We start from the raw sequence: 26,732 nt of genomic DNA on the forward strand, positions 1-26,732 counted from the left end.
TTTTCGCAGCGGATGCACATCGTCGACCGACGTCTGAACCCGGGCGGCAAGAGCCTCCCGAACCGTCAGCGCTTCCTGCGCCGCGTGAAGGACGTGGCCCAGCGCGCCGTGCGCGAGTCCGCCCGCGAGAAGGACATCAAGGATCTCGGCAAGGATGGCCGGGTGACCGTGCCGGCGGACGGCGTGCGCGAGCCCCGCTTCTCCCGCCAGCCCGGGACCGGCCTGCAGGACCACATCCTGCCCGGCAACAAGACCTACGTGGAGGGCGACACGATCGAGCGGCCGCCCGGCGGCGGCGGTGGGCGCGGCTCCGGCGAGGGCGGGGAGGGCGGCGAGAACAGCGAGGACGCCTTCCGCTTCGTGCTCACCCGCGAGGAGTTCCTGGAGCTGTTCCTGGAGGATCTGGAACTGCCGGATCTCGCCAAGCGGCGCCTCGCCATCGTGGAGACGGAAGGGCTGCGCCGGGCCGGCTACACGGTCACCGGCTCGCCGGCGAACCTCGCCCTCACCCGCACCCTGCGCAACTCGATGTCGCGCCGGATCGCCCTAAAGCGCCCGAAGCCCGAGGACGTCGCGGCCCTGGAGACGCGGCTCGACGCCCTGCCGGAGGGCGACCCGGAGCGGGCGGATCTGGAGCAGGCGCTGTTCCGGCTGAGGGAGCGGTCGAAGCGCATCCCCTATGTCGACCCGATCGATCTGCGCTTCCGCCGCTTCGAGCCCTATCCGCGGCCGATCGCCCAGGCGGTCATGTTTTGCCTGATGGACGTGTCCGGCTCGATGACCGAGCACATGAAGGACCTCGCCAAGCGGTTCTACATTCTGCTCCATATCTTCCTGACGCGCCGCTACCGCCACGTCGAGATCGTGTTCATCCGCCACACCGACCGGGCCACCGAGGTCGACGAGGAGACCTTCTTCGGCTCCCGCGAGACCGGCGGCACCCTGGTCTCGTCGGCGCTGGTGGAGATGAAGCGCATCATCGCCGAGCGCTACGACCCGAACGACTGGAACATCTACGCCGCCCAGGCCTCGGACGGGGACAACGTCTCCTCCGACGGCCCGACCTCGACGGAGCTGCTGCGGTCGCACATCCTGCCGGCCTGCCAGCACTTCGCCTATCTCGAGGTCGGCGACGAGAACGGCCCCCGCGCGGGCTTCGTGGAGCACCGCACCACTCTTTGGCGGACCTACGAGTCTATCGCCAAGGCGGGCGGGCCGATCGCCATGCGCAAGGTCAACCACCGGCGGGAGATCTACCCGGTCTTCCGCGAGCTGTTCGGTCGCAAGGAAGGCCGTGCCGAGGCGGAGGCTTGAGATGACCCGCGCCGCGTCTCCCGCCTCCGCAGCGCGGGGGCGGACGTTCTCGTCCCGCGCACAGACGCGATACAATCCGATCGATCGGGAGGCCGCATGACGCTCGTCAAGGCACGCACGCCCCAGATCATCTCCGGCAGCCAGAAACCCCTGTTCACCGGCAACGACTGGGATTTCGACACGATCCGGCGCATCCACGACGCCTGCGAGGCGATCGCCGGGCCGCAGCTCGGCCTGTCCTGGTACCCGAACCAGATCGAGATCATCACGGCCGAACAGATGCTCGACGCCTACGCGTCGATCGGCATGCCGCTGTTCTACAAGCACTGGTCCTTCGGGAAGCACTTCGCCCAGCACGAGGCCGGCTACCGCCGCGGTCTGATGGGCCTCGCCTACGAGATCGTCATCAATTCCGACCCGTGCATCTCCTACGTGATGGAGGAGAACACGGCGACGATGCAGACGCTCGTCATCGCGCACGCCGCCTTCGGCCATAACCACTTCTTCAAGAACAACTACCTGTTCCGGCAATGGACGGATGCCGAGGGCATCCTCGACTATCTCGACTTCGCCAAGGGGTTCATCGCCCGCTGCGAGGAGCGCTACGGCCACCAGGCGGTGGAGCAGGTGCTCGACGCCGCCCACGCGCTGATGAGCCAGGGCGTCCACCGCTACCCGCGCAAGAAGCGGCCGGATCTCGCCTCGGAGCAGCGGCGCGAGCGCGAGCGGATCGAGCACGGCGAGCAGATCTACAACGATCTCTGGCGGACCCTGCCGCAGAAAATCGGCACCGTGCGGCCGGACGTGGCGGCGGAACGGCGCAAGGCCCTGCTCGAACTGCCGCAGGAGAACATTCTTTATTTCCTGGAGAAGGTCGCGCCCAGGCTTCGCCCGTGGCAGCGGGAGATCCTGCGCATCGTCCGCCTCGTGGCGCAGTATTTCTACCCGCAGCGCCAGACCAAGGTGATGAACGAGGGCTGCGCCACCTATTCCCACTATCGGATCATGAACGCCCTGTCGGAATCCGGGCAGATCACCGAGGCGTCCTACCTCGAATTCCTGCAATCCCACACCAACGTCATCCGGCAGCCGAACTACGACGACCGTTCCTATGGCGGCCACAACCCGTACGCGATCGGCTTCGCGATGATGCAGGACATCGCCCGCATCGCCGAGCAGCCGACCGACGAGGACCGGGCCTGGTTCCCCGACATCGCCGGCACCGGCGACGCCATGGCGGTCCTGCGCGATTGCTGGGAGAACTACCGCGACGAGAGCTTCATCCAGCAATTCCTCTCGCCCAAGCTGATGCGCGACATGCGCCTGTTCCACGTGGTCGACGATCCGGAGGAGCCGGAGCTGCGGGTGGAGGCGATCCACGACGAGCGCGGCTACCGCAAGCTGCGCCGGGCCTTCGCGCGTCAGTACGACGTGGCGTGGCTCGACCCCGACATCGAGGTGGTGGACGTCGATCTGGAGGGCGACCGCCGCCTGATCCTGCACCACAAGGCGATCAACCGGATCACCCTGCAGACGGACGACGCCAAGCGCGTGCTGCAGCATCTCGCCGACCTCTGGGGCTACGACGTGGTGCTCAAGGAGATCGAGCCGGCCACCGGCACGGTGCTCGGAGAGATCACCGCGAGCGCCCGGCCGATCTTCTTCTGAGCCGCTTGGTGACATGGGTTTCCAGCCCGATCCCCTCATCCTGAGGTGCCCGCATCGGCGGGCCTCGAAGGAGGCCTCCAGGGACCACGCGGCCGGCTGGAAGGCTCCTTCGAGGCCTGCGCTGCGTTCCGGCACTTCAGGATGAGGGGGTGGCGTGGGATCAGCCCCGTCGCCCCGCCCCTCCGCGCATATCGCGAACACGCATGACCGCCACAATCCTGACCCTCGCCGAGACCGCCGCCTTCCTCGATCGGGAATTCCCGCAGATGCAGGCGGGGGGGCGCGCCTACCATCTCGAAGAGGTCGGTCCGCTCTCGGCGCGGATGCGGCTGGAGACCCACGAACGCTTCCTGCGCCCCGGCGCGACGGTCTCGGGGCCGGCCATGATGGCCCTCGCCGACTACGCTCTCTACGCGGCGATCCTCGCCAATATCGGTCCCGTGGCGCTCGCCGTGACTACGAGCCTCACCTTCAACTTCCTGCGCAAGCCCGCCTCGGGGGATCTTCTGGCGGAATGCCGGCTGCTCAAGCTCGGCCGTCGGCTCGCCGTCGGCGAGGTCCTCATCACCGCCGTCGGCGACACCGATCTCGTCTGCCACGCCACCGGGACCTACTCGATCCCGCCGCGTTGAGGATGGTCAGGCCCGCGCCTCCGTGAGCCGGGCGGCATAGCGGGCGATCAGATCGACCTCCAGGTTGAGGCGATCCCCCGCCCGCCGCTCGCCCCAGGTGGTGACCTGGAGGGTGTGCGGGATCAGCAGGACCGAGAACAGGTCGCCGGCGACGCTGTTCACGGTCAGCGAGGTCCCGTCGAGGCAGACCGAACCCTTCTCGGCGATGAACTTCGCCAGGACGGCCGGTGCTCGCACGGTGAAGCGCTCGCTCGGCCCCCAGGCGCCCGCCGTGACGCGCGTGCGCTCCACGATCTCGGCGAGGCCATCGACATGGCCGGTGACGAGGTGGCCGCCGAGTTCGTCGCCGATCTTCAGGGACCGTTCGAGGTTGATCCGCGTGCCCGATGCCCAGGATCCGACGGTGGTCCGCGCCAGGGTCTCGGCGGCCGCGTCCACCGCGAACACGCAGCCCCCATCCGCGGCCGGCTCCACCGAGACGGCGGTGAGGCACGGGCCCGCGCAGGCGATCGAGGCGCCGAGGGCGATGGTGGCCGGATCGTAGGCGGTGCGGATCGCGATCCGGCGCAGGTCGCCGTCGCCCGCGACCGAGGTCACCGTGCCGACGTCGCTGACGAGTCCCGTGAACATCGCTTAGGTCCTGTCCCGTTCGTAGGTCACCGCCGTGTCGGCGCCGAGCCGCAGCGACTCGGCCTTCCGGAACCCGTCGCCCGCGAGCGCCGCGGATAGGGCGGGTCCCAGTGCCGGCAGGCCGCCCCCGGATCCCAGTTCCGCCGGACCCGTGACCAGCGTGCAGGCCTCGATCAGATCGGCCCGCGCGAGCGCCTCCGCAAGGCGGGGGCCGCCCTCGCTGCACAGGCGGGTCAGGCCGCGTCGACCGAGCTGCGCCAGGGCTGCCGGCAGGTCGATCCCGTCCACTCCGTCGGCAGGGACGGCTGCGACCTCCACGCCGAGCGCCTCAAGGGCGCGCCGCGCATGCGCGGGGGCCGCGCGGGTGGTCAGCACCAGGGTCGGGGTGTCCCGGGCGGTCCGGGCGAGGACGCTGGCGGGGCTGAGCCGCAGGTGCGTATCGAGGACGATCCGCAGGGGCGAGCGCCCGGCGAGCCCGGGCAGCCGAACGGTCAGCGACGGATCGTCGGCCCGGGCCGTGCCGATGCCGACCAGGATCGCGTCCGCGTGCGCCCGCCAAAGATGGACCGCCCCGTCCGCCACCGGCCCGGTGATCCGCAGGCGTTCGGGGCCGGCGGCCGCGCAGAAGCCGTCCAGGGTGCGGGCGAGCTTGAGATGCAGGGCCGGCCGGCCGAGCGTCACCCGCGTGATGTGGCCGAGATGGTCGCGCGCCGCCTCGTCCCGCAGCAGCCCGGTCTCGACCGCCACGCCCCCCTGGCGCAGCAGGCCGTGGCCGCGGCCCGCCACTCGGGGATCCGGATCCTCCAGGGCGCTGACCACCCGGGCGATGCCGGCGGCCAGGATCGCATCGGTGCAGGGCGGCGTGCGACCGTGATGCGAGCACGGCTCCAGGGTGACGTAGAGGGTCGCACCGCGGGCGGCCTCCCCGGCTTCGGCGAGGGCCAGGGGCTCCCCGTGCGGCCGGCCGCCCGGCGCCGTCGCCCCGGCCCCGAGGATGCGCCCGGTCCGGGGCTCGACGACGACGGCGCCCACCGACGGGTTCGGCCAGGTGGTCCCGAGACCCCGCCGCCCCAGCGCCAGGGCGAGGCGCATGAAGGGGGCATCGTCGCTCATGGGCGCCCGGCGCGGTGTCGGCCCGGGGCCGCCCCGGGCTCCGGCTCGGCCCCGGGCGGCAGGGTGCCGTCGCCCAGCGTGCCGAGCAGCGCCTCGAAATCCTTGGCCTCACGGAAATTCTTGTAGACCGAGGCGAAGCGCACGTAGGCGACGTCGTCGAGACCCTTCAGCCCCGCCATCACCAGCTCGCCGATCGCCTCGGAGGTCACCTCCGGCTCGCCCGCGCTCTCGAGCTGCCGGGTGATGCCGCTGACCAGCCGCTCGATCCGCTCCGGCTCGACGGTGCGCTTGCGCAGGGCCACGTCGATGGAGCGCTGGAGCTTGTCGCGGTCGAAGGGCACGCGCTTGCCCGAGCGCTTGAGCACCACGACCTCGCGGAGCTGCACCCGCTCGAAGGTGGTGAACCGGCCGGCGCAATCCGGGCAGACCCGACGGCGCCGGATCGCGGCGCCGTCCTCGGAGGGCCGCGAGTCCTTCACCTGGGTCTCGGAGCCGCCGCAATAGGGACAGCGCATGGGTCTGGCACTCGGGCATGGAAACGGCCGCGGACCGATCGGATCCGCGGCCGTGTCCTAATCCACTCGGGGCCGGCTCGGAAGGCCGGCTCCGCTCGGGCCTCAGCCGTAGATCGGGAACCGGTCCGTCAGCGCGTGGACGCGGCGCTTGACATCGGCCTCGACTGCGCTGTCACCCGCCTCGCCCTTGGCGGCGAGCCCGTCCAGCACCTCGACGATGAATCCGCCGATCTGCTTGAACTCGGCGACCCCGAAGCCGCGGGAGGTGCCGGCCGGGGTGCCGAGCCGGATGCCGGAGGTGATGGTCGGCTTCTGCGTGTCGAAGGGCACGCCGTTCTTGTTGCAGGTGATGTGCGCCCGCGACAGCGCGGCTTCCGCCGCCTTGCCGGTCAGGCCCTTCCGCTGGAGGTCGACCAGCATCAGGTGGTTGTCGGTGCCGCCCGAGGTGATGTCGTAGCCGCCCGAGATCAGCGTGTCGGCGAGCGCCTTGGCGTTCTCCACCACCTGGCGGGCGTAGATCTTGAACTCGGGCTTCAGCGCCTCGCCGAAGGCCACGGCCTTGCCGGCGATGACGTGCATCAGCGGGCCGCCCTGGATGCCGGGGAAGATCGCCGAGTTGAACTTCTTGGCCAGCGCCTCGTCGTTCGTCAGGATCATGCCGCCGCGCGGGCCGCGGAGCGTCTTGTGGGTCGTCGTGGTGGCGACGTGGGCGTGGGGGAACGGCGACGGATGCACGCCGGCCGCGACCAGGCCCGCGAAATGGGCCATGTCGACCATGAAGTAGGCGCCCACCGAGTCGGCGATCTCACGGAACTTGGCGAAGTCCCAGTGGCGCGGGTAGCCCGAACCGCCGGCGATGATCACCTTCGGCTTGTGCTCCTGCGCGAGGGCGGCGACCTGCTCCATGTCGATGCGCTGGTCCTCGCGGCGCACCGTGTAGGAGACCGGCTTGAACCACTTGCCCGAGACGTTCGGCGGGGCGCCGTGGGTGAGGTGGCCGCCGGCGGCGAGGTCGAGGCCCAGGAATGTGTCGCCGGGCTGCATCAGCGCCAGGAACACGCCCTGGTTGGCCTGCGAGCCGGAATTCGGCTGCACGTTGGCGAAGCCGCAATCGAACAGACGCTTGGCGCGCTCGATGGCGAGGTCCTCGGCGATGTCGACGAACTGGCAGCCGCCGTAGTAGCGCCGGCCCGGATAGCCTTCCGCGTACTTGTTGGTCAGCACCGAGCCCTGGGCCTCCAGCACGGCGCGGGAGACGATGTTCTCCGAGGCGATCAGCTCGATCTCGTGCTGCTGACGGCCGAGTTCCTTGGCCACCGCCTCGGCGATCTCGGGATCGACCTCGGTCAGCGGAGCGGCGAAGAAGCTGTTGGAGAAATGCTTGTCGGCGGCGGTACCGGCGCTCATGGTCTGCCTCTGTTCTGGTAGGGGCGATGCCCGGCCTTTCGTCGGCGTGCACGGGCGGGCGTTCGAGCGTCGATTCCTACACGCGCCGAACCCTCAGGCCAAGCACAGGCAATTTGGATGCGCGCAAAGAATAATTTGCCGCACGGGCGCCGCGCCGCCGACCGGCGGTTGCTAGGTCCATGTTCCTATTAAACCTCTAATATTCTTGACAAAAGGAAAACGTTCATGGAATGAAACATGAACACAGGCGAGGCGTGGTCATGCAAAGTGACGGACGTGATCGGGTGCTAGATTGCCGCACCGCATGGCTTCGACTCAGTCTTGCATTCATCACCCTGCGTCTTCTCGAGATCAAAGCGGGGTTTCGTCATGATCAGCCGAGAGACAGTGCCGGCCGATGGTCGGGCGGAGGCGGATCGTTCGTCGTCACGCGAAAGGACAGGACGGGCGATTCTCGGATTGATGCCAAGACCGATGAGATCCTTGATGTCCTGAAGGAAGTCGTCGAGAGCACCGAGCCGGGAGAAGGGTTCCTCTACGGAATTCAGATCCACGCGACGCTCGCGGCCCGCCTGCGCGAGCTGGATCTTCCCGGGATCGGCCGGCACGGCGTCGAGCAGAGCTTCGTCGCGGGAGACATCGTCCGCCACGGCTTGTCGGGCAGCATCCGGACGGATGTTCTTCTCCGGGATGGCTGAACCAGCGCGGCGCCGATCCGGGCGATCTGGGACATCAAGACCGGTGAAATGGGCCTGTCGCCGCGCCGTATCCGTGCCTTGCGGGCCGGCGTAGGTGTCGACGACCGCGTCCCCGTCATCGAGATCCATCTCCTCCGCGGCATTTCCGTCAAGAGCCGCGTCTCTGTCGCCGTCACAACGGGAGTCTTGGTCGCATGAGTATGGAAGCGTACGCCCTGTGTCCGCGACCGCTTGCCAGCGTATCGGAATGGCAGACCGGCCTGGACGCGCTCGGTTTCGATCTTCAACTGCGCGGTGGGGCGATTCCGCCGGCCTCGTCGGGGCATCTGCCGGCCACGCGGCGGGGCCGGGCCTCGGGCTTCGAGTGCTCGAGCATGCCGCTCTCGGAATTGAAGGACACTTATCCGGAGACCGACTTCGACGGCTCTTGGCCGTGCGTGTACGCGTTCTACTTCGGCACCATCGCGGAATCGATCGGCGCCCTGATGGCGGTCACGGCCTGCGTGAAACTGGTCGGCGGGCTCGCCTTCTATCCGGAGGACGGTCGCTTGATGACGGCCGATCAGGCCGTCCAGTACGCGCGCGAGATGCTGCCCAAGGCTGAGGAACTCGAGCGGCAGCGCGGCCCCGGACCGGAATGATCCGGGATCATCCTCAGCGCCAGGCCTGACCCGGTCGAAGAACCTCGGCGAGGCCGGAGAACCTCGGCAGGGCCATCCAAGGCCGCCGGATCCATCTCAGACCACCGTCAAGAGGTTCGTCTCGATCAGCACCGTCTCGGTCTCGAAGGCGGCCGCATGCCACGCCCCGGCCGGGAAGTGGAACACGCTGCCGGCCGAGAACGCCTTGCGCCCCTGCTCGGTCTCCAGGATCCCGGAGCCCGAGACGACCTGCACGAACTGCTCGTGCTCGTGGCTGTGGGCCGGCGCAGAGATCCCCGCCGGGACCACGACGCGCACGAGACTGACGCCGGAGCCCGGGATCGTGCGCTTGGCGACGCCGTTGCCGCCGACGCTCTCGGCGCGGTCGTCCCAGGCAGTCAGGTGGTCGCTCATCGGCAGGTCTCCTCGCCGCGAGGGTGCCGCTTCGGTCCGCCGGGTCAACGCCCACCCGGATCCTATCCCTGCGTCAACCGGTCCCGCCGGGCGGCCGACCGCGCCGGCTCCTTGCCGCCGTGGACTCGGCCGCCGGGGATTGGGCCGGCGCCGGATCCGGACGCGCCGGCGCCTCCGTCCGCCCGCCGCCCGCGGGCGGCGCGCCGGAGGTGGGCCAGAAGGTCTCGAACAACTCCTGCATCGCCCGGATGTTGTTGCCCTGAACCTCGGCCCCGGTGCGCATCATCTGCTGGAACATGTCGGAGCCCGCTTCGCCCGCGGCGGCCTGCGACGCCTTTGCGGCCTGCGGCGCCTTGGGGGCCGGCCTCGCCGCCGGGGCGGGGGGCGCGGCCGCGGGCAGGAAGGCCTTGGCCATCTCGGCCCAGGCCGGGCCGAACGGGAACGGCACCGGCGGCGGCGGCGCGCTCGGTCGTGCCTGCGCGGTCTCGGCCTGCGGCTGGTTCAGCATGACATGGACGATGCTCGCCACCACCGCGCCCGCCATCATCGGCAGCATCTGGCGCAGCACCTGCGCGCCGACGCCGCTCGTGGCGGAGGCCTGCCGCAGCACCGCCTGCATCAGCTGGGCCGAGCCGAACATCTGGCCCAGGGCATCGAATCCCTGCGGCGCCGTGGGCCGGGCCGCCTCCAGCCCGAACATCCGGCCGAAGCCGGTCGGATCCATGCCGACACTGCGCTGGAGCCCCAGGGTCAGGGCCGGCATCAGCGCCTCGAAGGCGCGGGCGGTCTGCTCGGTCGTCAGACCGAATTGCTGGGCCATGGTCTGGAGCCCGGCCTCGCCCTGGGCCTGAAACATCTCGAGCGGGTTGAACATGACGCCTCGATCCTGTCCCCGTCGGACCGGCCGGGACAGGGCATCGTGATCCTTTGCGCAGGGAAATACCAGTTCTTACCCGCGGAACCTGTGTCCGGCGCCCGCATCGGGGCCGGCGGGCCGCGCCGGCGCGACCGCGGACTCAGTTCAGCGGCTCGGGATGGGCGTGGCTCGCCGGCAGGGACGGCGCCGGCTGGGTCACGTCCGCGGCTCCCGGGGACGCACGGCCCCGGGGGCCGGCCCCCTCCAGCCGGTCGACCGTACGGCGCGCGAGCAGGAGGCCGAGCGCGCCGAAGACCAGGGATCCGAGCCCCATGCCGGCCACCACGCCGCGGGGGCCGTAGAGCGTCGCCCCCAGCATCGCCGGCGGGATCGTGCCGAGGGTCGCACGCCCCCAGTTCAGCAGCGTCGAGCGCAGGGGAAAGCCGAGGTTGTTGAAGGCGGCGTTGCCGAGGAACAGGAGCCCGTTGAAGAACCAGATCGCGCCGCCCACCAGGCAGAAGAAGCCGAACAGATCGGCCGCGACGCCGTGCAGGCCGAACAGCGCCGCGAGCGCGCCGCGGGCGAGGGCCAGGATGAGCCAGACGACGGCGACGTAGGCCAGCGTCACCCGGACCGCGGCGCGCAGCACGCCCCGCATCCGGTCGAACCGGCCGGCGCCCCAGTTCTGCGCCAGGATCGGCCCGATCGCCCCCGACAGGGCGAACAGGCCGCCGAAGGCCACCGGCGTCAGGCGGTCGATCACCGAAGCCGCGGCGACCGCATCGGCACCATAGCCGGCAAACAGGCGCGCCAGGAACGCACTCGCCACCGAGGGCGCGAGGTTCGTGAGTACGGCGGGTCCCGCGACCCCTGCCAGGGCGGCCGCGTCGGCCGGCAGGTCGGCCAGGCGCGGCCGCCCGAGGAGCCCGTGGCGGGCGACGCCGTGCACGCCCACCGCCACGAAGGTCGCGCGCGCGACGCAGACCGTGATCGCCGCCCCTGGCACGCCGAGGCCGAGCCCGAAGATCAGGAGCGGGTCGAGGATCGCGGTGACCACGGCGCCGGCCAGAGTGACCGACATCGCCTGCCGCGCCTCGCCGACCGCGCGGAGGAGGCCGGTGAACAGCATGCCGGCGGCGAGCAGGAGATTCGAGGGCAGGGTGATGTGCAGGAACAGGACGGCCACGCGCAGCGCCTCGTCGCGGGCGCCGATCAAGGTCAGGAGCGGTTCGGCGAGGAGCGCGATCAGCACCGCGATGACGGCCGCCACGAGGCTGCCGAGGACCAGCGCGGAGGTCGCCAGGCGTCGCGCCGCCGCGAGGTCGCGCGCGCCCACGGCCCGCCCGACCAGGGCTCCCGCGGCGATCATCAGGCCGATGTTCACCGCGGTCGCGAAGAACTGCACGATGCCGGCGAAGCCGACGGCCGCCGTGAGGTGCGGATCGCCGAGGGTCGAGACGTAGAGCAGGGACAGCAGGTCGACGACGAAGATCGCCATCAGCCCCACCGAGCCGGTGGCGGCCATCACCACCACGTGCCGCAGGATCGAGCCGGTGACGAAGCGGCCGGCCTCCGCCCCGGGCGGACCGTCAGACATCCGCGCCGTCACGCATCGCGGGCGCTGCCTTCCGCCTCCAGCTCCGCCTCGGGATCGGCCTCGCCGTCCCCGGCCTCCGTGTCCTGCGGGGCGAGGGCCGGCTTCTCCAGGAGCCGCTCCGCCGCCTCGCGCCGGTCGCTGCCCACGAGGTCGCGGGTCTCGATGCTGAGCGCCCGGGCGGGCCGCACCGGGACGGTGAGCGGCTCGGGCTTCAACCCCGCCGCGGCTCCGCGCATCCAGCTGGAGCCGTCCGGCAGGGCGCCCGCCTGCTGCAGGACGAGGCGGGCGATGTCGCGCTTGCGCACGTCGTCGGCCCGGGCGAGCGCGGCCTCCGGCGACAGACCGAGCCCCTCCAGCGCCGCCCGCCCGAAGGTGAGGGCCGATTCCGCGGTCTCGCGGATCTGGTAGTCCACGTCGCGATTCATCAGCTCCACCGCGTGCAGGCGGTCGTAGGCGCGCACGAAGGTCCGCACGCTGGCGAATTCCTCGTGCACGATGTCGACGATCTTGAGGGCGCCCTCCCGGTCGTCCACGCAGATGCAGACCAGCTCGACGCGGCCGATGCCGGCGGCACGCAGCACGTCGAGGCGGGTGCCGTCGCCGTAATAGATCCGGAAGCCGAAGCGCGAGGCGGCGCGCAGCTGTTCCACGTCCTTGTCGATCACCGTGACGGGGATGCCCTCGGCCATGAGCACCTGCGTCAGCACCTGGCCGAAGCGGCCGAAGCCGATCACCAGGACCCGGGCGTCGCCGCTGTCGGTGAGTTCGCTCGAGGGCTCCTCCAGATCGAGGGTGCTCCGCGCGGCGCGCCGCTCGATCAGCTTGTCGAGACCCTTGGCGGCGATCGGCCCGATCAGCATGGTGAGCGCGGCGAGCGCCACGGCGAAGCGCGTCGCCGTGGCGCCGGTGAGGCCGAGATCCTCCGCCTGCGGCAGCAGCACGAAGGCGAACTCGCCGGCCGGCGCCAGGACGGCGGCGCCCCGCAGCGCCCCGAGCGTATCCGACCCGAACAGCCGGAACAGGCCGGCCACGAGGGCGACCTTGACCAGGATCGCCGCCAGCGTCGCGCCGAAGAGGGCCGGCCAGACCTCCCGCACGAGGGTGCCGTCGATCGACATGCCGACGCTCATGAAGAACAGGCCGAGCAGCATGCCGCGGAACGGCTCGATATCGGCCTCGAGCTGGTGGCGGAAGTTCGACTCGGCCAGCAGGATCCCGGCGAGGAAGGCGCCCATCGCCATCGACAGGCCGACCTGCTCCATGAGCAGCGCCGTGCCGAGCACCACCAGCAGGGCCGCCGCGGTCATCACCTCGCGGGCGCCGCTCGCGGCGAGCAGCCGGAAGAACGGGTTCAGGCCGTAGCGGCCGACCAGCACCACCGCCAGGATCGCCGCCAGCGCCTTGCCGGTGGAGGCCGCCGCCTCCCCGAGCCAGGCGGGATCGGTCGCCCCGCCCGCCGAGGCCAGCAGCGGCATCAGCGCCAGGATGCCCACCACCGAGAGGTCCTGGAACAGCAGCACCGCGAAGGCGCGCCCCCCGTAGGCGCTGCCGAGGTCGCCGCGCTCCTCCAGGAGCTGCAGCGCCACCGCGGTGGCCGAGAGGGCCAGCGCGAGGCCGATCACCGCGGCGGCGCCGAAGCTGAGGCCCGCCACCACGCCGGCGCCGCCGAGCACCAGCGCGCAGACGACGAGCTGGGCGGTGCCGAGGCCGAAGATGTCGCGCCGCATGGAGACGAGCTGCGACAGGTGCAGTTCCAGGCCGACGATGAAGAGCAGCAGCACCACGCCGATCTCGGCGACGCGCGCCGCCGTCTCGGGTTCGGCGATCAGCGACAGGCCCGACGGCCCGATCAGCACGCCGGCCACGAGGTAGCCGAGCACGGCGCTCTGGCCGATCAGCCGGAAGATCGGCACGCCGATCACCGCGGCCGTGAGGAAGGTCAGGACCGGCGGCAAGAAGCTCGCATGTTCGACGGGGCTCGCCATGGTGATCGTCCCGGCGGTGCTGCTGGATCGGCGCAGGTGGAGCACCCGCTTAGCGCGCACGGGGCCGGGATGCGAGCCGTGTGCAGGTGCCGTTCGGCACCGACGGGTCCCGGCGGGTGCTCCCGGCGGGATCAGTCGGGCGGGATTAGCCCAGGAGCCGTGAGCGCGCCCGGTGCGAGCCGTCGATGAATTCGAAGCCGCCGGCCGCGCTCAGCATGTGCAGGCGCGTGCCGGGCCAGGCCGCCCCGGGTCGCAGACGGGTCTCGACCCGCTGCGCGTAGCCGTCCTCGTCGAGGCGCAGGATCCGGGCGAGGCCGAGCGCCGCGCCGTAACCCTGGCGGCAATCCTGGACGGGCCGGATCAGGCCGCCGTCGCGCGCCACGATCGGGCCTGCGGCCCGGGCCGAGCCGACATCGATCAGGACCGGGTTGTGCCGGTGAGGGGTCCAGGGTCCGCGAAAATGCGGCGCGTGCCAGAGATGCAGGGTGTCGGAATAGCTGCCCCCGCCGGCCCGGACCGTGGCGAACATCCACCAGCGGCCGCCGTGATGCAGCAGGGTCGCGTCCCCGGCCACCACGCCGTCGAGGAGCACGGCCTCGTGGACCCAGCCCCGGGGAAAATCGGTCGCCCGGTAGAGGTCGATCGTCCCGGAGGCGTGGGATTCCGGGATCATCCAGACCTGTCCGTCCGCCTCGAACACGAACGGGTAGGAGAGATGGGTCTCGAGTTCGAGCACCGGCTCCGGACGGCCGCGGGGTCCGGTCTCCCCGAATTCCACCGCCGCGATCACGCCCTTCCCCCGGCGATAGTCGAACTCCTCCACGAACAGGGTCACGGCGCCCCCCCGGGCGATCGCGAAGGGGTCGGCGTAGAAGCGCCGTCCGTCGTCGGGCAGGACCTGCCAGCCGCCCTCGGGATGCCGGCGCAGGTCGATCAGGTCGGGGCCGGCGAGCCGCCGCCAGCCCACCCGCCAGTGCGGACCGTGGAAACAAAGTGCGTAGAGCCTCCGGGCGATCTGCCGGGCCAGCCCCCCGGCGGCCCGCCTCCGGGCGCCGAGACCGTTGAGATCGTAGGCGGCTGCGGGCTGCAGGACCCCCCCGGCGCCGTCGGGCAGTTCCGTCGAGGCGGCACCGTCGAGGGCGGCGAGGATCAGCGTGATCGTCCGCGCGAGGTAGCCCTCGAAGGCGGCGAGCATCACGGTGTGCGATTCCGCGCCCAGCCGCCCCACGGCCACCGGCTTGCCGTCCGGACCGCGCAGGGCTGCCACCGGGGTCCCGTGGGCGAACAGCGCGGTGAGGAGGCCTGCCTCGCCCGGCATCCCATCGTAGTCCAGCCGCCAGACCGGCGCCGCTCCCGGATCCGCGGAGCCGCCCGAGAGGTCGAGGACGAGGTCCGCGGCGCCGCTCCCGTCCGGCTCCTCGCCCTCGGGGCTCGCCTCGTAGGGGGCGAGGGCCACCGGCTCCGCCGCGGTGGCCAGGCCCGGCCGGGGCAGGCCGTGGATGGCGGCCTCCAGCCGGAACAGCAGTTCCGCGTTCGGCGGCAGGCCGCCCGAATGCTCGACCCAGACCACGCGGATCCGGTAATCGGGACGCTGCCCGAGCTGGTCGAGAAGACGGATATGCCAGCCGCGCAGCGCCCGGCGGTCGAGGCGCACGGTGACCGTCCGGGTGCGGGCGGCCGTCCCGAGGGCCGACGGCTCCGCCCGGGCCGGAGCCCTGCCGCCCGCGGTCGATGGCCTGTCCATGCCTCCGATCGCCCGCTCCATCAGCGGGTCAGCTCCACGTCACGCCTGTCGGATTGCGTCTCGACGTTCACGGCGGCCAGGACCCGAGATGCGCCCGGCATCGACCACGGATACGGTCGTCGCGGGCTCGAAATCTGTTGCGCCGCGCCACGATCAAGCAAGGCCCGACGGCTGTCTACCATTTGAAGTTTTAGGGAAGCGACGATTTCTATTCGATGAACCGAAAAAAACGAATCTCATGCCTCTTAATAAACGCCTGTTGGCCCGTGGTGGTACAAGGTCGCGAGACGGTGGTGGTTCGCGCGGGGGAACCCCACCTTCGGCTGGACCGTTCGCCTGACAATGACGTGATGCGGAGACAGGACATGACGCGCAAGACCCTGACGATGCCCCTCGCGGCGATGCTCCTGATTGCCAGTCCGGTGGCCGCCTTCGCCTGGGGTGGTGGTGGTGGCGGCGGCGGCGACAGCGGCAGCGGGCTCTCGCCCTACGCGGCGCTCAGCGGCAACGACCGCTCGGCCGGGGTCAACAACGGCAATTACCGGGATCCGGCCCTCGACCCGTATATCCGCACCTACGATCCTGAGTCTGCGGCCCGCTATGCGGCCCCGCCGGCGGCGCAGCCGCGCCTGCGCATGCGGCCCTATTACGGCCACCCCTACTGAGGGCGGCGCCGCGGTTCATACCCCGCACGGTTCCGTGCGGGTGAGACCGGGCGACGCAGGCGTCTTTCAGGAGCGTCCGGTTCCGCTTGCGGTCCGGATGCGCTTGAGCGCCCACGGACCGCCCGAGAGCTTGCAGCCGGTGCCGCGGACGAAGCGGCTGCGGGCCGGCCCGACAACCGATGCGAGGAAGTTGCGGCAGATCTGGTCGTCCGAGACGTAAGGCAGGCCGGTGGGGTTGACCGACCCGTGCAGGCCGGTCTCGGGATTGTCCCACTTGACCGGCCGGCCGTTGCCCTGCGGATCGAGGGCGACGCTCAGCGCGGCGCGCGCCCGGCGCCAATCCTCCTCGCCGAGGTCATCCCCGAAACTTACGGGCCGCTTCTCGATGCTGCCGGTGATGGCCGGCTCCTCGACCACGCGCGCCGCCGCCGGGGGATCACCCCGGAAGACAAGCAGCGGCTGGCTGCAGCCGCAGAGCGCCATCGTCACCGACAGGGCCGACACCGAGGCGCGCATACGCAGCCGCCGGCTTGGCCCTTTACACGCGCATCGCCGCATTACACCTGACTCTCGACGGGCTATTCGCTCGACCGAACATGCCGATGTCGGTGCCCCCTCAGGCCCTGGACGCGGCAGTCAGGAGTCATGCCGTGGATCAGTTAAGGACCTCTGACCCGACGCCGTCGGACTTCACCCTCAACGACGACCCCGTCGCGCTGTTCGCCGCCTGGATGAAGGACGCGGAGGCCGCCGAACCCGAGGATCCGAACGCCATGGCGCTGGCCACCGCCGGGTCGGACGGGCTGCCGGACGTGCGGATGGTGCTGCTCAAGGGCTTCGATGCCCGCGGCTTCGTCTTCTACACCAACACGCAGTCCACCAAGGGTGAGGAGCTGGCGCAGAACCCGCAGGCCGCCCTGGTGCTGCACTGGAAGAGCCTGCGGCGTCAGGTGCGGGCTCGGGGCGCGATCGCGCCGGTGAGCGCCCAGGAGGCGGACGCCTATTTCCAGAGCCGCCGCCGCGAGAGCCGGCTCGGCGCCATCGCCAGCCAGCAATCGCGCCCGCTCGCCGACCGCGCGACCCTGATGGATGCGGTGGCCGAACTGTCCGCGCGCTACGGCGACGGGCCGATCCCCCGGCCGGAGCACTGGACCGGCTTCCGCATCGAACCGGTCACCCTCGAGTTCTGGCAGAACGGCGATTTCCGCTTGCACGACCGGGTCCGCTTCACCCGGACCGGCGACGGCTGGAGCCGCGCGCGCCTCTATCCCTGACGGCACGCCGAAACGAAGAGAGCCCCGGCGCAGGGCCGGGGCTCTCGATCGTGCGGTGCGGTGCGACGAGGCTCAGGCCTCCTCGCCGTCCTTCTTCTCGTCCTCGGCGTCCTCGGCTTCGGCCTTCTCCTCGGCGGCCTCGGCCGACTGCGCCTCGGCGATGGCGGCCTCCTCGGCCTCCACCTCGGCGCCCAGCACGGTCGGCGGCACGATGTTGGCCACCGGGTCGGTCTGCTCGCCGGTGTAGGTGCCGGTCGGGATCTTGATGTCGGAGACGTGGATCACGTCGCCGATCGCGCGGCCGGTCAGGTCGACCTCGATCGCGTCCGGGATCTGGTCGGGGGCGACGTCGAGGCTCAGCGTGTGGGCCACGATGTTGAGGGTGCCGCCGAGCTTCTTGATGCCGGGGGCCGCGTCCTCGTTGACGAAGTGCACCGGCACCTCGACGGTGACGGTCTGGCCCGAGACGACGCGGAGGAAGTCGACGTGCAGCGGCACGCCGGAGACCGGATCGAGCTGGAAGTCGCGCGGGATCGCCCGAACCTTCTTGCCGCCGGCATTGATCTCGAACAGCGTGGTCTTGAAGCCGCCCGCGTAGATCAGCGTGCGGGTGCGGATGAGGTCGATGGCGATGGCTTGCGGCGGCTGGCCGCCCCCATAGACGACCGCGGGAACTTGGCCCTGGCGACGAACGGCCCGGGCGGCCCCCTTGCCGACCCGGTCGCGTGCCACGGCCTCAAGCGTCTTCACTGCGCTCATGGCGTGATCCTTACGATAACTGGAGCCGGAAAACGAAAAGGCCGCCCCTGGCGGACGGCCACATCCTTCCCGGCGCGCCCCTGCCTCCAAGGGTGTCTCGGGGGCGCGCCGTGCGCTTACACGGACGGGGGCGGATTGGCAATGCGGCAGCGCCTCAGGACAGCGCTGATCAAGGGCCCCCGGGGCAACATGCGGTGCCGCTGGATTCTCGATCAGTGTGTATGACATCGTCATACACGACCTGCTTAGACGAGAGGGCTCCATGCGCGCCAGCAAGCCGGTCACCGTCACCCTCGGCGACCTGCAGGACCGCGTCGAGGCGCGGGTGAAATCCGGCAGCTACGCCAGCGTGAGCGACGTCGTCCGAGCCGCTCTGCTCGCGTCGCGCTACGGACGCAACCCCGCCAGCGCCTGCCTTGCCCGGCGCTTCTGCAGCCACAGGGTCAGGCCGAGCGCCGTGCCGATCACCAGGGCCGAGACGGCCGTGGTCACCGTGCCGAGGGCGTAGATCTCCGGGGTCGTCACCGTGGTGGTCAGGCCCTGAAGCTCCAGCGGCAGGGTGTTGCGGCCGCCGATCGCCTGGCTGGTGCGGGCGAGCTCGTCGAACGACAGGGTGAAGCCGAACAGCGCGACGCCGACCAGCGCCGGGGCGAGGATCGGCACCACCACGTGCCTGAGCGTCTGCGGGCCGCTGGCGCCGAGGTCGCGGGCGGCCTCCTCGTAGGCCGGATCGAACCGGTTGAAGACGGCGAATATGATCAGCAGGCCGAAGGGCAGCGTCCAGGTGAGGTGCGCCCCCAGCGCCGAGCTGTAGAGGCCCATCAGCGTGCCGTGATCCTGCAGGAACCCCCCCCAGCCGGTGGCGGCGGCGAGCGCCTTGACGGCGTCGTCGAGGAGCCGGAACTCCAGGCCGATGCCCAGCGAGACCACGATCGAGGGCACGATCAGGCTCGACACCGCCAGCGCGAAGACGAGGCCGGCCCCCCGAAACCCCTTCCGGAAGGCGAGGCCGGCATAGAAGGCGAGCGTGACGGTGAGCGCCATCACCACGAGGCCGAGGGCCAGGGACCGCCGCAGCGCCGCCCAGATGTCGACGACGCCGACGCCCGCCCAGAGCTTGGCGAACCAGTGGGTCGAGACCCCGTTCATCGGGAAGGTCAGTCCGCCCGACGGCCCCTGGAAGCTGAGGGCGAGGATCGTCAGCGTCGGCCCGTAGAGGAACAGGACGTAGAGGGCGAAGATGCCGGCCAGCCCGTAGAAGGCGAAGCCGCGGGGCCGGTCCATCGCTACAGCTCCCGCCGGAGGTCGATCATCCGGGTGAGTCCCAGGATCATCAGCAGCACGGCGGCCAGGAGCACCATCGCGTTGGCGGCGGCCGCCGGGAATTGCAGGTAGGCCATCTGCACCTGGATCACCTTGCCGACGCTGGCGATCTGCTGGCCGCCCATGACGCCGACGGTGACGAAGTCGCCCATCACCAGTGTCGTCACGAAGATCGTGCCGATGGCGATGCCGGGCTTGGCCAGCGGCAGGATCACGGTCCAGAGGATCTGCGCGCCGGACGCGCCGCAATCCCGCGCCGCCTCGATCAGCCGCCGGTCGATGCGCGCGAGGCTGTTGAAGATCGGCACGATCATGAACACCGTGTCGAGGTGCACGAAGGCCAGCACCACCGCGAAGTCGGAGTAGAGCAGACCGTCGATCGGCGCGCGGATCAGCCCGAGGGTGCGGAGCGTGTCGTTGACGAGGCCGTTGCGGCCGAGCAGCGGGATCCACGAGATCATGCGGATCACGTTCGAGGTCCAGAACGGGATCGTGCACAGCAGGAACAGGCCCATCCGCACCGTGCCGGAGCGGATGTGGAAGGCCAGGAAGTAGGCGATCGCGAAGCCGAGCGGCAGGGTGATCGCCAGCGTCAGCACGACGAACTTCACCGTCGACAGGTAGGTGCGCACCGTCGTGCAGAGGTCGGCCGACAGGCAGCCGTCGAACACGTCGGCGTAGTTCTGCAGGGTCAGCGCCGGGATGATCTCGTACTCGTTGTACTCCCAGAGCGACACGATCCCGGTGAGGACCAGCGGAACCACGAGGAAGACCAGGAAGACGAGGGCCAGCGGGGCGGCCTGGAGGTAGGCGAGGACGCGGCGGCGGGGCCGTGGCGACGCGGCCGAGTTCGCGACCGGCGCGGCGGACGTGGCGGCGGGCAGGGCGAGATCGGTCATAGGGCGCGCCCCCGGCGCGGCGACGCATCCTTCATCCGCCGCGGGCTCCGATGGTCACACACCGGCTCCTGCGCGGCGCGACGCACCCCCTCTCCCGTGCGGGAGAGGGTTGGGGTGAGGGGCCTGGGCTGTCCGGAGAGGTCGCATCCCTCACCCTGTCCCTCTCCCGCACGGGAGAGGGAACCCGCGTTCCGTCCGGCGGCCGAGCGCTCGCGCAGGATGGGCGATTCCGGTTGCCCGCAGAGGAGGGCGGGCGGGAAGGCGCCATCCGCCCTCACGCCGCGATGAACTCGTTCCACTTGCGCACCATGTAGGTGTTCTCGTCCATCACGGCGTTCCAGCAGGCGACCGACCCCATCCGCGCGTCGAAGGACCCGCCGTCGCGGGTGGCTCCGGCCTTCTCGATCAGGGTGCCGTCGGGGCCGAGGATGTCCTTCTCGGCGGGCTTCCCCTCCATCCAGAAGGCCCACTCGTAGGGCTGCATGTTCGCCTGGGCGGTCTCCAGCACGGCCGAGTAGTAGCCCTGCCGGTTGAGGTAGGCCCCGGCCCAGCCGGACAGGAACCAGTTGATGAAGTCGTAGGCGGCATCGAGCTTCCTGCCGCTCAGGGTCTTGGGGATGCCGAAGCCCGAGGCCCAGGCCCGGTAGCCCTCCTTGAGCGGCTGGTAGGTGCAGGGCACGCCCTGCGCGCGGACCTTGGTGACGGCGGGCGACCACATCGACTGGATCACCGTCTCGCCGGACGCCATCAGGTTCACGGATTCGTTGAAGTCCTGCCAGAAGGCGCGGAACTGGCCGGCGCGCTTGGCCTCGATCAGCACCTTGATGGTGCGGTCGATCTCGGGCTTCGTCATGTTGCCCTTGTCGCCATAGGTGTAGTCGCCGGTGGCCTCCACCACCATGGCGGCGTCCATGATGCCGATCGACGGGATGTTGAGGATCGAGGCCTTGCCCTTGAAGGCCGGGTTCAGCAGTTCCTTCCAGCTCGTCACCGGGATCTTGATCAGGTCCGGCCGGATGCCGAGCGTGTCGGCGTTGTAGACGGTGGGGATCAGGGAGATCCAGCCGGTCTGTTCGCCGGCAAACTTCTTGGAGTCCGGGCCTTCGAGATAGAAGACCTTCCTGGGCGCCGTGCCCTGGTCGCCGATCTTCCTGCCGGCCACCTCGCCCTTCGTGAACACGGTGGAGATCTTGTCGGCGAGGGTGATCCGCTTGGCGTCCATGCCCTGGAGGTTGCCGGCGGGCAGGATCTTCTTGAGGCTGAAATACTCGGTGTCGACCAGGTCGAACGAATTCGGCTGGGTGACGACGCGCTTGGTCACCTCGTCGGTGACCACGGGGATGTACTCGATGGTGAGCCCCAGATCCTCCTTCACCTTGCGGGCGATGTCGGCGGACTGGTTCACCGCGGTGCCGAGGTAGCGCAGGGTCACCGGCTCGGCGGCGTGCACGGCCGGGAAGCCGGTCACCGGCGTGGTCGCCAGCGCTGCGGCCCCCTTCAGCAGCGTGCGCCGGGTCGGCCTCGGGAACAGGTCCATGGTCGTCTCCGTGGGTTACGCATCGAGGGGGTGGGCGGCGGCCGCGTCCCAACCGACCGGGACCGAGTCGCCCGGCCGGAGCGGGCGGGCGGCGAACGCCGCGTCGCTGAGGATCACGGTCAGCGCGGCCGGGTTCTCCGGCGCCCGCTCCAGCCCGTCGGCATTGAGGCCGACATGGACGCTGGTCCCCTGGTACTCGACGGCGACCACCCGAGCCGACAGCGCGTCGGGACCGGCCTCGGATCCGAGGCGCATCCGGTCGGCGCGCACCGCGATCAGCCCGTCGGGCAGGCGGATGACGTTGTGGCCGCCGATGAACCGCGCCACGAAGGCGGTGGCCGGGCGTTCGAACACGGTGCGCGGGTCGGCGGCCTGCTCGATCCGGCCGGCATTCATCACCACCACGAGGTCGGAGAGCGCCATCGCCTCCTCCTGGCTGTGGGTGACGTGGATGAAGGTGAGGCCCAGCTCAGTCTGGATCCGCTTCAGCTCCACCCGCATCCGCACCCGCAGGAACGGGTCGAGGGCGGAGAGCGGCTCGTCGAGGAGCAGCACCTTCGGGCCGGTGACGAGGGCGCGGGCCAGCGCCACGCGCTGCTGCTGGCCGCCCGAGAGCTGGGCCGGCAGGCGTCCGGCGAGGTGGCCCATCTGCACGAGGTCGAGCATCGCCATCGCCTTGGCCCGGCGCTCCGCCCTGCCGACACCGCGCATCCTCAGGCTGAAGGCGACGTTGTCGCGCGCGTCGAGATGCGGGAACAGCGCGTAGCTCTGGAACATCATCGCGGTGCCGCGCTCGGCCGGGGCCGCGTCGCCCACGGCCTGCGGGCCGATCACCACGTCGCCCGCGCTCGCGCGCTCGTGGCCGCCGATCATCCGGAGCGTCGTGGTCTTGCCGCAACCGGAGGGGCCGAGCAGGCAGCAATAGGCGCCGGACGGCACCTTCAGGTCGATGCCGTCGACCGCAATGGCCGCGCCGTAGCGCTTGGTCAGGCCGATCAGCTCGACATCCATGTGAGGCTCCCCCCGGAGATCACGCAAGCGATGGGCCAGCCCGGCCGTCAGGCCTCCCGCCGCTCGGCCGGATCGACGGCCCGGTCGAGGACCCGCCCGCGGCCCGGCTCGGACAGGACCCGGCCGTCCTCCGCGATGACCTGCCCGCCCGCGATGGTCATGACCGGCCAGCCGGTCACCGCAAAACCTTCCCAGGGCGTGTAGTCGGAGCCGTGGTGCAGGTTCGCCTGGCGGATGGTCTCGCGCTTGTTCGGATCCCACAGCGTGAGGTCGGCGTCGAAGCCCGGGGCGATCGACCCTTTCCGCGGGTAGAGCCCGTACAGCTTGGCGTGGTTCGTGGCGGTCAGCGCGGCGAACTGGTTGAGGCTGATCCGCCCCTTCGAGACCCCCTCCGAGAAGAACACCGGCAGCCGCGTCTCGATGCCGGGGATGCCGTTCGGGATCCAGCGGAAGGAGGTCTTGCCCCGCGGGTTCAGCTTGCCCTGCGGGTCGTCGTAGCGGAACGGGCAATGGTCGGAGGAGACCACGTCGAAGATCCCGCGCCGGATCCCCGACCACACCGCCTCCTGGCTCGCGACGTCTCGCGTCGGCGGCGAGCAGACGTACTTCGCCCCCGCCATGAGGTCCTCCTGGCCGAGGCCCTTCATGTCCTCGGCCGTCAGCGTCAGGTATTGCGGGCAGGTCTCGGCCCGGATCTTCAGGCCCCGTCCTTGAGCCCATGCAATCTGCTCGGTGGCCTCGCGGCCCGAGACGTGGACGATCACGATGGGCAGGTCGATCAGCTCGGCGTGGCTGATCGCCCGGTGGGCCGCCTCCCGCTCGACGATCTCGGGGCGCGACAGGGCGTGGCCGTAGGGTCGGGTCTCGCCCGCCCGCTCCAGTCGCTCGCTGAGGTAGCGGATCGCGTCGTAGCCCTCGGCGTGAACCATGACCCGGGCGCCCTGCCGCCGCGCGACGTGGAACACGTCGAGGAGCTGGCGGTCGTTCAGCACGAGGTCGTCGTAGGTCATGAAGACCTTGAACGAGGTGTAGCCGTCGGCGACCAAAGCCGGCAGCTCCTGGCCGAGCACCGCCTCGCTCGGGTCCGAGATGATCATGTGGATCGCCACGTCGACGTGGCACTGGCCCTCGGCCTTGGCCCGGTAGGCGTCGACGGCGCCGCGCAGGGAGGCGCCCCGGGGCTGGAGCGCGAAGGGCATCACGCAGGTGTTGCCGCCGGCCGCCGCCGCCCGGGTGGCGCTGGCGAAGTCGTCGGCCATGACGATGCCGGGGCCGGATTCCTGGGCGATGTGAACGTGGCTGTCGATGCCGCCGGGCAGGACCAGCAGGCCGGAGGCGTCGATCACCCGGGCGGCATCGGCGATGCCCTCCGCCACCGCCACGATCCGCCCGCTGCGCACGCCGACATCGGCCCGGACCGTGTCGCTCGCCGTGACCACCGTGCCGCCGCGGATCGCGAGGTCGAATTCGGGCATGACGCTTACTCCTCCGCGCGGCCGGGCGCGCCTCGGGCCGGGTGCATGCATCGTCCGCGCCGATTCGCGATACCGGAAGGAGGTCACAGCCGCCGGGCCGAATCTAGCGTGCCTCCGCAGATCGCAGGCCGGACGGCGCGGTCGGGTGGAACTGCCGCCACACCCGCCGCATGTGCCGGGCGGAGCCGAAGCCGGCCCGCTCTGCGACCCGCTCCAGGTCGAGATCGGTCTGGGTGATCAGGTCCCGGGCCAGCGCGATCCGGGCGCGGTTGACGGCGTCCGTGATCGTCATGCCCGCGTGGACCCTGAACAGCCGCGCGAGGTTGCGCGGGCTCGCCCCGGCCATCCGGCCGAGCAGGGCGGGCGACCAAGCGCAGGCGGGATCGGCGGTGATCGCGTCCTGCGCCCGGTGCACCGCCGGGTGGAGGTGGCTGCGCCCCTCGAGCCAGGGTGAGAGCTGGGGATCGGCGGGGCCGCGCCGCATGTACACGACGAGGGTCCGGGCCACCGCGACCGCCGTCGCCGGGCCGGCCCAGTCCGCCACGAGATGCAGCATCAGGTCGATGCCGGCGGTGACGCCGGCGCTGCTGAACCGGTCGCGATCCTGCACGAACAGCCGGTTCTCCATCACCGTCGCCCGGGGCGCCGCCGCACGCAGACGGGCACAACTGGCGTGATGGGTGGTGCAGGCGTAGCCGTCGAGCAGCCCGGCGCGCGCCGCCAGCAGAGCGCCTTCGCAGATCGTCACGACGATGTGGCCCGGCCGGATGGCACGGCGCAGCCACGCGACGATCGCGGCCTCCGCGGCGGCGTCGGCCTCGGAATCCGGTTCGATCCCGAGACTGCGCGTCGCAGAGCCCGGCAGGAGCACGACCGTCCCATCGGCGATCGCCTCGGGCAGCGGTCCGGCCCCGCCCAGGTCGAGCCCGATCGAGCTGTGGGTCAGCCGCTGCGGCGCCGCGTAGGTCACCGCGAAGCCGGCCCGGTTCTGTACGGAGTCCGCGATCCGCAGGACCTCCAGCGGTCCAGCGATGTCGAGCAGCAGGGCGCGCGGCGGCAGGACCACGAGGACCGCGATGCGCCGCCCCGCCCCGCTCATGCGGCGACCGGCAGGTCGCGGCCGGCGAGCGCCTGCGCGACCGTGGCGATCCGGGCGAAGCGATCGGCCAGCACAAGCTCGGTGCGCGCCTTGATGTCGTCGGCGCTGAAGCGGCGGCCGTCCGGATGGGTCATCGCGAAGGTCAGGGTGGCGTCCGTCACGTAATCGACCTCCCAGCCGCTGTCGGATGCCTGGCGGGTGGTTGTCTCGCAACACTGCTCGGTCCGGACGCCCGATACGATCAGGCGGCGGATGCCGTGCCGTGTCAGCCAGCCCGCGAGGCCGCTCTCGACCAGGGCGCTGTGGCGACGCTTCTGGAAGACCGCCGTCGGCGCGATGGCGACGCCCTCGAGGGTCCGGACATGGCCCGATTCCGGCGAGAAAGGCCCGGTCTCCGCCACGTGAAACACCTGCAGCACCGGGATCCCGCGTGCCACGGCGCCGTCGATGAGCGCTTGCAGATGCCCGGTGAAGCGCGGGACATCGGTCTCGCACCAGAACGGTCGGTGGCGGAAGGACTCCTGGACATCGATGACCAGCAGCGCAACATCGGACATAAGCGGCCTCCCGAGGCGTGGATGCGAGGGCAGCATCCGCCCTCGTGATCGCGTGCGAAAGCAACCGCGTGGCCAACGACCGGACATATCCGGCCATCCCGCCCGGGCGTTCGGGCGGTTGCCGGGAGGCTACCCGTGACCGGACGTCCCGAAGCCCTCTTCGTCCTGACCGGGGCCGGCGTTTCGGCCGAGAGCGGCCTTGGCACGTTCCGGGACCGCGGCGGCCTCTGGGCGCGGTTCGACCCGATGACGCTCGCCACCCCGGAGGCCTACGCCGCCGATCCCGACACGGTGCTCGACTTCTACGATCATCGCCGCCGCGGCGTGGTCGCGGCCGTGCCCAATGCCGCCCACGACGCCCTGGTCCGGGCCGAGGCGCGGCTCGCCGAACGGGGCGGCCGGCTGTTCCTGTGCACGCAGAACGTCGATGACCTCCACGAGCGCGCGGGCTCGCGGGCGGTGATCCACATGCACGGCGAGTTGCTCAAGGCGCGCTGCTGCGCCTGCGGGGCCGTCACGCCCTGGCGAACGGACCTCACCCGTGCGGAGACCTGCCCCGCCTGCGGCACGCAGGGCCGGATGCGGCCGGACGTGGTCTGGTTCGGCGAGATGCCCCTGCACGGCGACGCCATCGAGGCGGCGCTGGGCGAAGCCGATCTGTTCGTGGCGGTGGGCACGTCGGGGGCGGTCTATCCGGCGGCCGGCTACGTGCGGCAAGCCCGTGCCCTCGGGATCCCCACCTGCGAGATCAACCTGGAGCCATCGGACAACGCCGACGCCTTCGACGACGCTCGCTACGGGCCGGCGAGCGCGGTGCTGCCCCGCTACCTGTCCGAACGCGGGCTGTAGGCGGGTGGAACGACAGGCGGGGCGGGGAGCCCGCGCCGGATCGGCGTCGCGGCGCCGGGCGGCCTGACGC

26 protein-coding genes are annotated in these 26,732 nt (G+C 71.0%); 7 read left to right on the forward strand and 19 right to left on the reverse strand.

The window, feature by feature from the left end; genetic code table 11:
* Positions 1–12: 12 nt before the first annotated feature.
* The 3 genes from ACXJKQ_RS18010 (at position 13) to ACXJKQ_RS18020 (ending at position 3,614) form a co-directional block, all read left to right on the forward strand.
* On the forward strand, positions 13–1,314 hold the full coding sequence (locus tag ACXJKQ_RS18010; RefSeq protein WP_457107094.1) for a YeaH/YhbH family protein: 1,302 nt from the start codon (positions 13–15) through the stop codon (positions 1,312–1,314).
* Between the two features lie 96 nt (positions 1,315–1,410).
* A complete protein-coding gene (locus tag ACXJKQ_RS18015; RefSeq protein ID WP_457107095.1) occupies positions 1,411–2,982 on the forward strand; it encodes a SpoVR family protein in 1,572 nt (523 codons plus the stop codon).
* Positions 2,983–3,185: 203 nt separating this feature from the next.
* On the forward strand, positions 3,186–3,614 hold the full coding sequence (locus tag ACXJKQ_RS18020) for a PaaI family thioesterase (RefSeq protein WP_457107096.1): 429 nt from the start codon (positions 3,186–3,188) through the stop codon (positions 3,612–3,614).
* 6 nt (positions 3,615–3,620) lie between these two features.
* Here the strand turns inward: ACXJKQ_RS18020 and ACXJKQ_RS18025 are convergent, their stop codons facing one another.
* The 5 genes from ACXJKQ_RS18025 to ACXJKQ_RS18045 all read right to left on the reverse strand — a co-directional run bounded on the left by ACXJKQ_RS18025 (position 3,621) and on the right by ACXJKQ_RS18045 (position 8,106).
* A complete protein-coding gene (locus ACXJKQ_RS18025; protein ID WP_457107097.1) occupies positions 3,621–4,244 on the reverse strand; it encodes a riboflavin synthase in 624 nt (207 codons plus the stop codon).
* Between the two features lie 3 nt (positions 4,245–4,247).
* Positions 4,248–5,357, reverse strand: a complete 1,110-nt coding sequence (ribD, locus tag ACXJKQ_RS18030; RefSeq protein ID WP_457107098.1) for a bifunctional diaminohydroxyphosphoribosylaminopyrimidine deaminase/5-amino-6-(5-phosphoribosylamino)uracil reductase RibD — start codon at positions 5,355–5,357, stop codon at positions 4,248–4,250.
* The gene (gene nrdR, locus ACXJKQ_RS18035) at positions 5,354–5,872 is read right to left on the reverse strand and encodes a transcriptional regulator NrdR (protein WP_457107099.1); all 519 of its coding nucleotides are present in this window, start codon (positions 5,870–5,872) and stop codon (positions 5,354–5,356) included. Before nrdR ends, ribD begins: the two co-directional genes overlap by 4 nt.
* A 102-nt stretch (positions 5,873–5,974) precedes the next feature.
* On the reverse strand, positions 5,975–7,279 hold the full coding sequence (glyA, locus tag ACXJKQ_RS18040; RefSeq protein WP_457107100.1) for a serine hydroxymethyltransferase: 1,305 nt from the start codon (positions 7,277–7,279) through the stop codon (positions 5,975–5,977).
* A gap of 287 nt (positions 7,280–7,566) precedes the next feature.
* Positions 7,567–8,106 carry a hypothetical protein gene (locus ACXJKQ_RS18045; protein WP_457107101.1) on the reverse strand — a complete coding sequence of 180 codons (540 nt, stop codon included), beginning with the start codon at positions 8,104–8,106 and terminating at the stop codon, positions 7,567–7,569.
* A gap of 71 nt (positions 8,107–8,177) precedes the next feature.
* Between ACXJKQ_RS18045 and ACXJKQ_RS18050 the strand changes: the two genes are divergently transcribed.
* On the forward strand, positions 8,178–8,618 hold the full coding sequence (locus tag ACXJKQ_RS18050) for a hypothetical protein (protein WP_457107102.1): 441 nt from the start codon (positions 8,178–8,180) through the stop codon (positions 8,616–8,618).
* Between the two features lie 96 nt (positions 8,619–8,714).
* Here the strand turns inward: ACXJKQ_RS18050 and ACXJKQ_RS18055 are convergent, their stop codons facing one another.
* The 5 genes from ACXJKQ_RS18055 to ACXJKQ_RS18075 all read right to left on the reverse strand — a co-directional run bounded on the left by ACXJKQ_RS18055 (position 8,715) and on the right by ACXJKQ_RS18075 (position 15,235).
* Positions 8,715–9,032, reverse strand: coding sequence for a cupin domain-containing protein (locus ACXJKQ_RS18055; protein ID WP_457107103.1), 318 nt, complete (start codon positions 9,030–9,032; stop codon positions 8,715–8,717).
* 73 nt (positions 9,033–9,105) lie between these two features.
* Entirely contained in the window at positions 9,106–9,906 is an 801-nt protein-coding gene (locus ACXJKQ_RS18060) for a DUF937 domain-containing protein (RefSeq protein WP_457107104.1), read from the reverse strand.
* 142 nt (positions 9,907–10,048) lie between these two features.
* Positions 10,049–11,485, reverse strand: coding sequence for an MATE family efflux transporter (locus tag ACXJKQ_RS18065; RefSeq protein WP_457107105.1), 1,437 nt, complete (start codon positions 11,483–11,485; stop codon positions 10,049–10,051).
* Positions 11,486–11,493: 8 nt separating this feature from the next.
* A complete protein-coding gene (locus tag ACXJKQ_RS18070) occupies positions 11,494–13,470 on the reverse strand; it encodes a monovalent cation:proton antiporter-2 (CPA2) family protein (RefSeq protein ID WP_457107106.1) in 1,977 nt (658 codons plus the stop codon).
* 145 nt (positions 13,471–13,615) lie between these two features.
* Positions 13,616–15,235, reverse strand: coding sequence for a glucosamine inositolphosphorylceramide transferase family protein (locus ACXJKQ_RS18075; protein WP_457107107.1), 1,620 nt, complete (start codon positions 15,233–15,235; stop codon positions 13,616–13,618).
* A gap of 344 nt (positions 15,236–15,579) precedes the next feature.
* On the opposite strand from ACXJKQ_RS18075, the gene ACXJKQ_RS18080 reads away from it, so the two are divergent.
* Positions 15,580–15,879, forward strand: a complete 300-nt coding sequence (locus tag ACXJKQ_RS18080; protein WP_457107108.1) for a hypothetical protein — start codon at positions 15,580–15,582, stop codon at positions 15,877–15,879.
* Between the two features lie 66 nt (positions 15,880–15,945).
* Here the strand turns inward: ACXJKQ_RS18080 and ACXJKQ_RS18085 are convergent, their stop codons facing one another.
* Positions 15,946–16,395: an RT0821/Lpp0805 family surface protein gene (locus ACXJKQ_RS18085; protein WP_457107109.1), complete on the reverse strand. Its 450-nt coding sequence runs from the start codon at positions 16,393–16,395 to the stop codon at positions 15,946–15,948.
* A gap of 134 nt (positions 16,396–16,529) precedes the next feature.
* Here ACXJKQ_RS18085 and pdxH point away from each other — a divergent pair, with 134 nt between their 5' ends.
* Positions 16,530–17,153 carry a pyridoxamine 5'-phosphate oxidase gene (pdxH, locus tag ACXJKQ_RS18090; protein ID WP_457107110.1) on the forward strand — a complete coding sequence of 208 codons (624 nt, stop codon included), beginning with the start codon at positions 16,530–16,532 and terminating at the stop codon, positions 17,151–17,153.
* 72 nt (positions 17,154–17,225) lie between these two features.
* Here the strand turns inward: pdxH and ACXJKQ_RS18095 are convergent, their stop codons facing one another.
* From ACXJKQ_RS18095 to ACXJKQ_RS18130, 8 genes are all read right to left on the reverse strand, one after another.
* Complete coding sequence (locus ACXJKQ_RS18095; protein WP_457107111.1) at positions 17,226–17,912, reverse strand: 50S ribosomal protein L25/general stress protein Ctc; 687 nt, start codon at positions 17,910–17,912, stop codon at positions 17,226–17,228.
* Positions 17,913–18,299: 387 nt separating this feature from the next.
* Complete coding sequence (locus ACXJKQ_RS18100; RefSeq protein WP_457107112.1) at positions 18,300–19,196, reverse strand: ABC transporter permease; 897 nt, start codon at positions 19,194–19,196, stop codon at positions 18,300–18,302.
* Positions 19,197–19,198: 2 nt separating this feature from the next.
* On the reverse strand, positions 19,199–20,134 hold the full coding sequence (locus tag ACXJKQ_RS18105) for an ABC transporter permease (protein WP_457107113.1): 936 nt from the start codon (positions 20,132–20,134) through the stop codon (positions 19,199–19,201).
* 274 nt (positions 20,135–20,408) lie between these two features.
* Positions 20,409–21,671: an ABC transporter substrate-binding protein gene (locus tag ACXJKQ_RS18110; RefSeq protein ID WP_457107114.1), complete on the reverse strand. Its 1,263-nt coding sequence runs from the start codon at positions 21,669–21,671 to the stop codon at positions 20,409–20,411.
* 15 nt (positions 21,672–21,686) lie between these two features.
* Positions 21,687–22,682, reverse strand: a complete 996-nt coding sequence (locus ACXJKQ_RS18115; protein WP_457107115.1) for an ABC transporter ATP-binding protein — start codon at positions 22,680–22,682, stop codon at positions 21,687–21,689.
* Positions 22,683–22,729: 47 nt separating this feature from the next.
* Entirely contained in the window at positions 22,730–24,157 is a 1,428-nt protein-coding gene (gene hydA, locus ACXJKQ_RS18120) for a dihydropyrimidinase (RefSeq protein WP_457107116.1), read from the reverse strand.
* Positions 24,158–24,260: 103 nt separating this feature from the next.
* A complete protein-coding gene (locus tag ACXJKQ_RS18125) occupies positions 24,261–25,256 on the reverse strand; it encodes a GlxA family transcriptional regulator (protein ID WP_457107117.1) in 996 nt (331 codons plus the stop codon).
* Positions 25,253–25,813, reverse strand: coding sequence for an isochorismatase family protein (locus tag ACXJKQ_RS18130; RefSeq protein ID WP_457107118.1), 561 nt, complete (start codon positions 25,811–25,813; stop codon positions 25,253–25,255). The genes ACXJKQ_RS18125 and ACXJKQ_RS18130 overlap by 4 nt, the downstream gene beginning before the upstream one ends.
* Before the next feature lie 135 nt (positions 25,814–25,948).
* Between ACXJKQ_RS18130 and ACXJKQ_RS18135 the strand changes: the two genes are divergently transcribed.
* Positions 25,949–26,662, forward strand: coding sequence for an SIR2 family NAD-dependent protein deacylase (locus ACXJKQ_RS18135; protein WP_457107119.1), 714 nt, complete (start codon positions 25,949–25,951; stop codon positions 26,660–26,662).
* Positions 26,663–26,732 lie beyond the last annotated feature (70 nt).

The sequence above is a fragment of the Methylobacterium sp. P5_C11 genome, assembly GCF_054049775.1.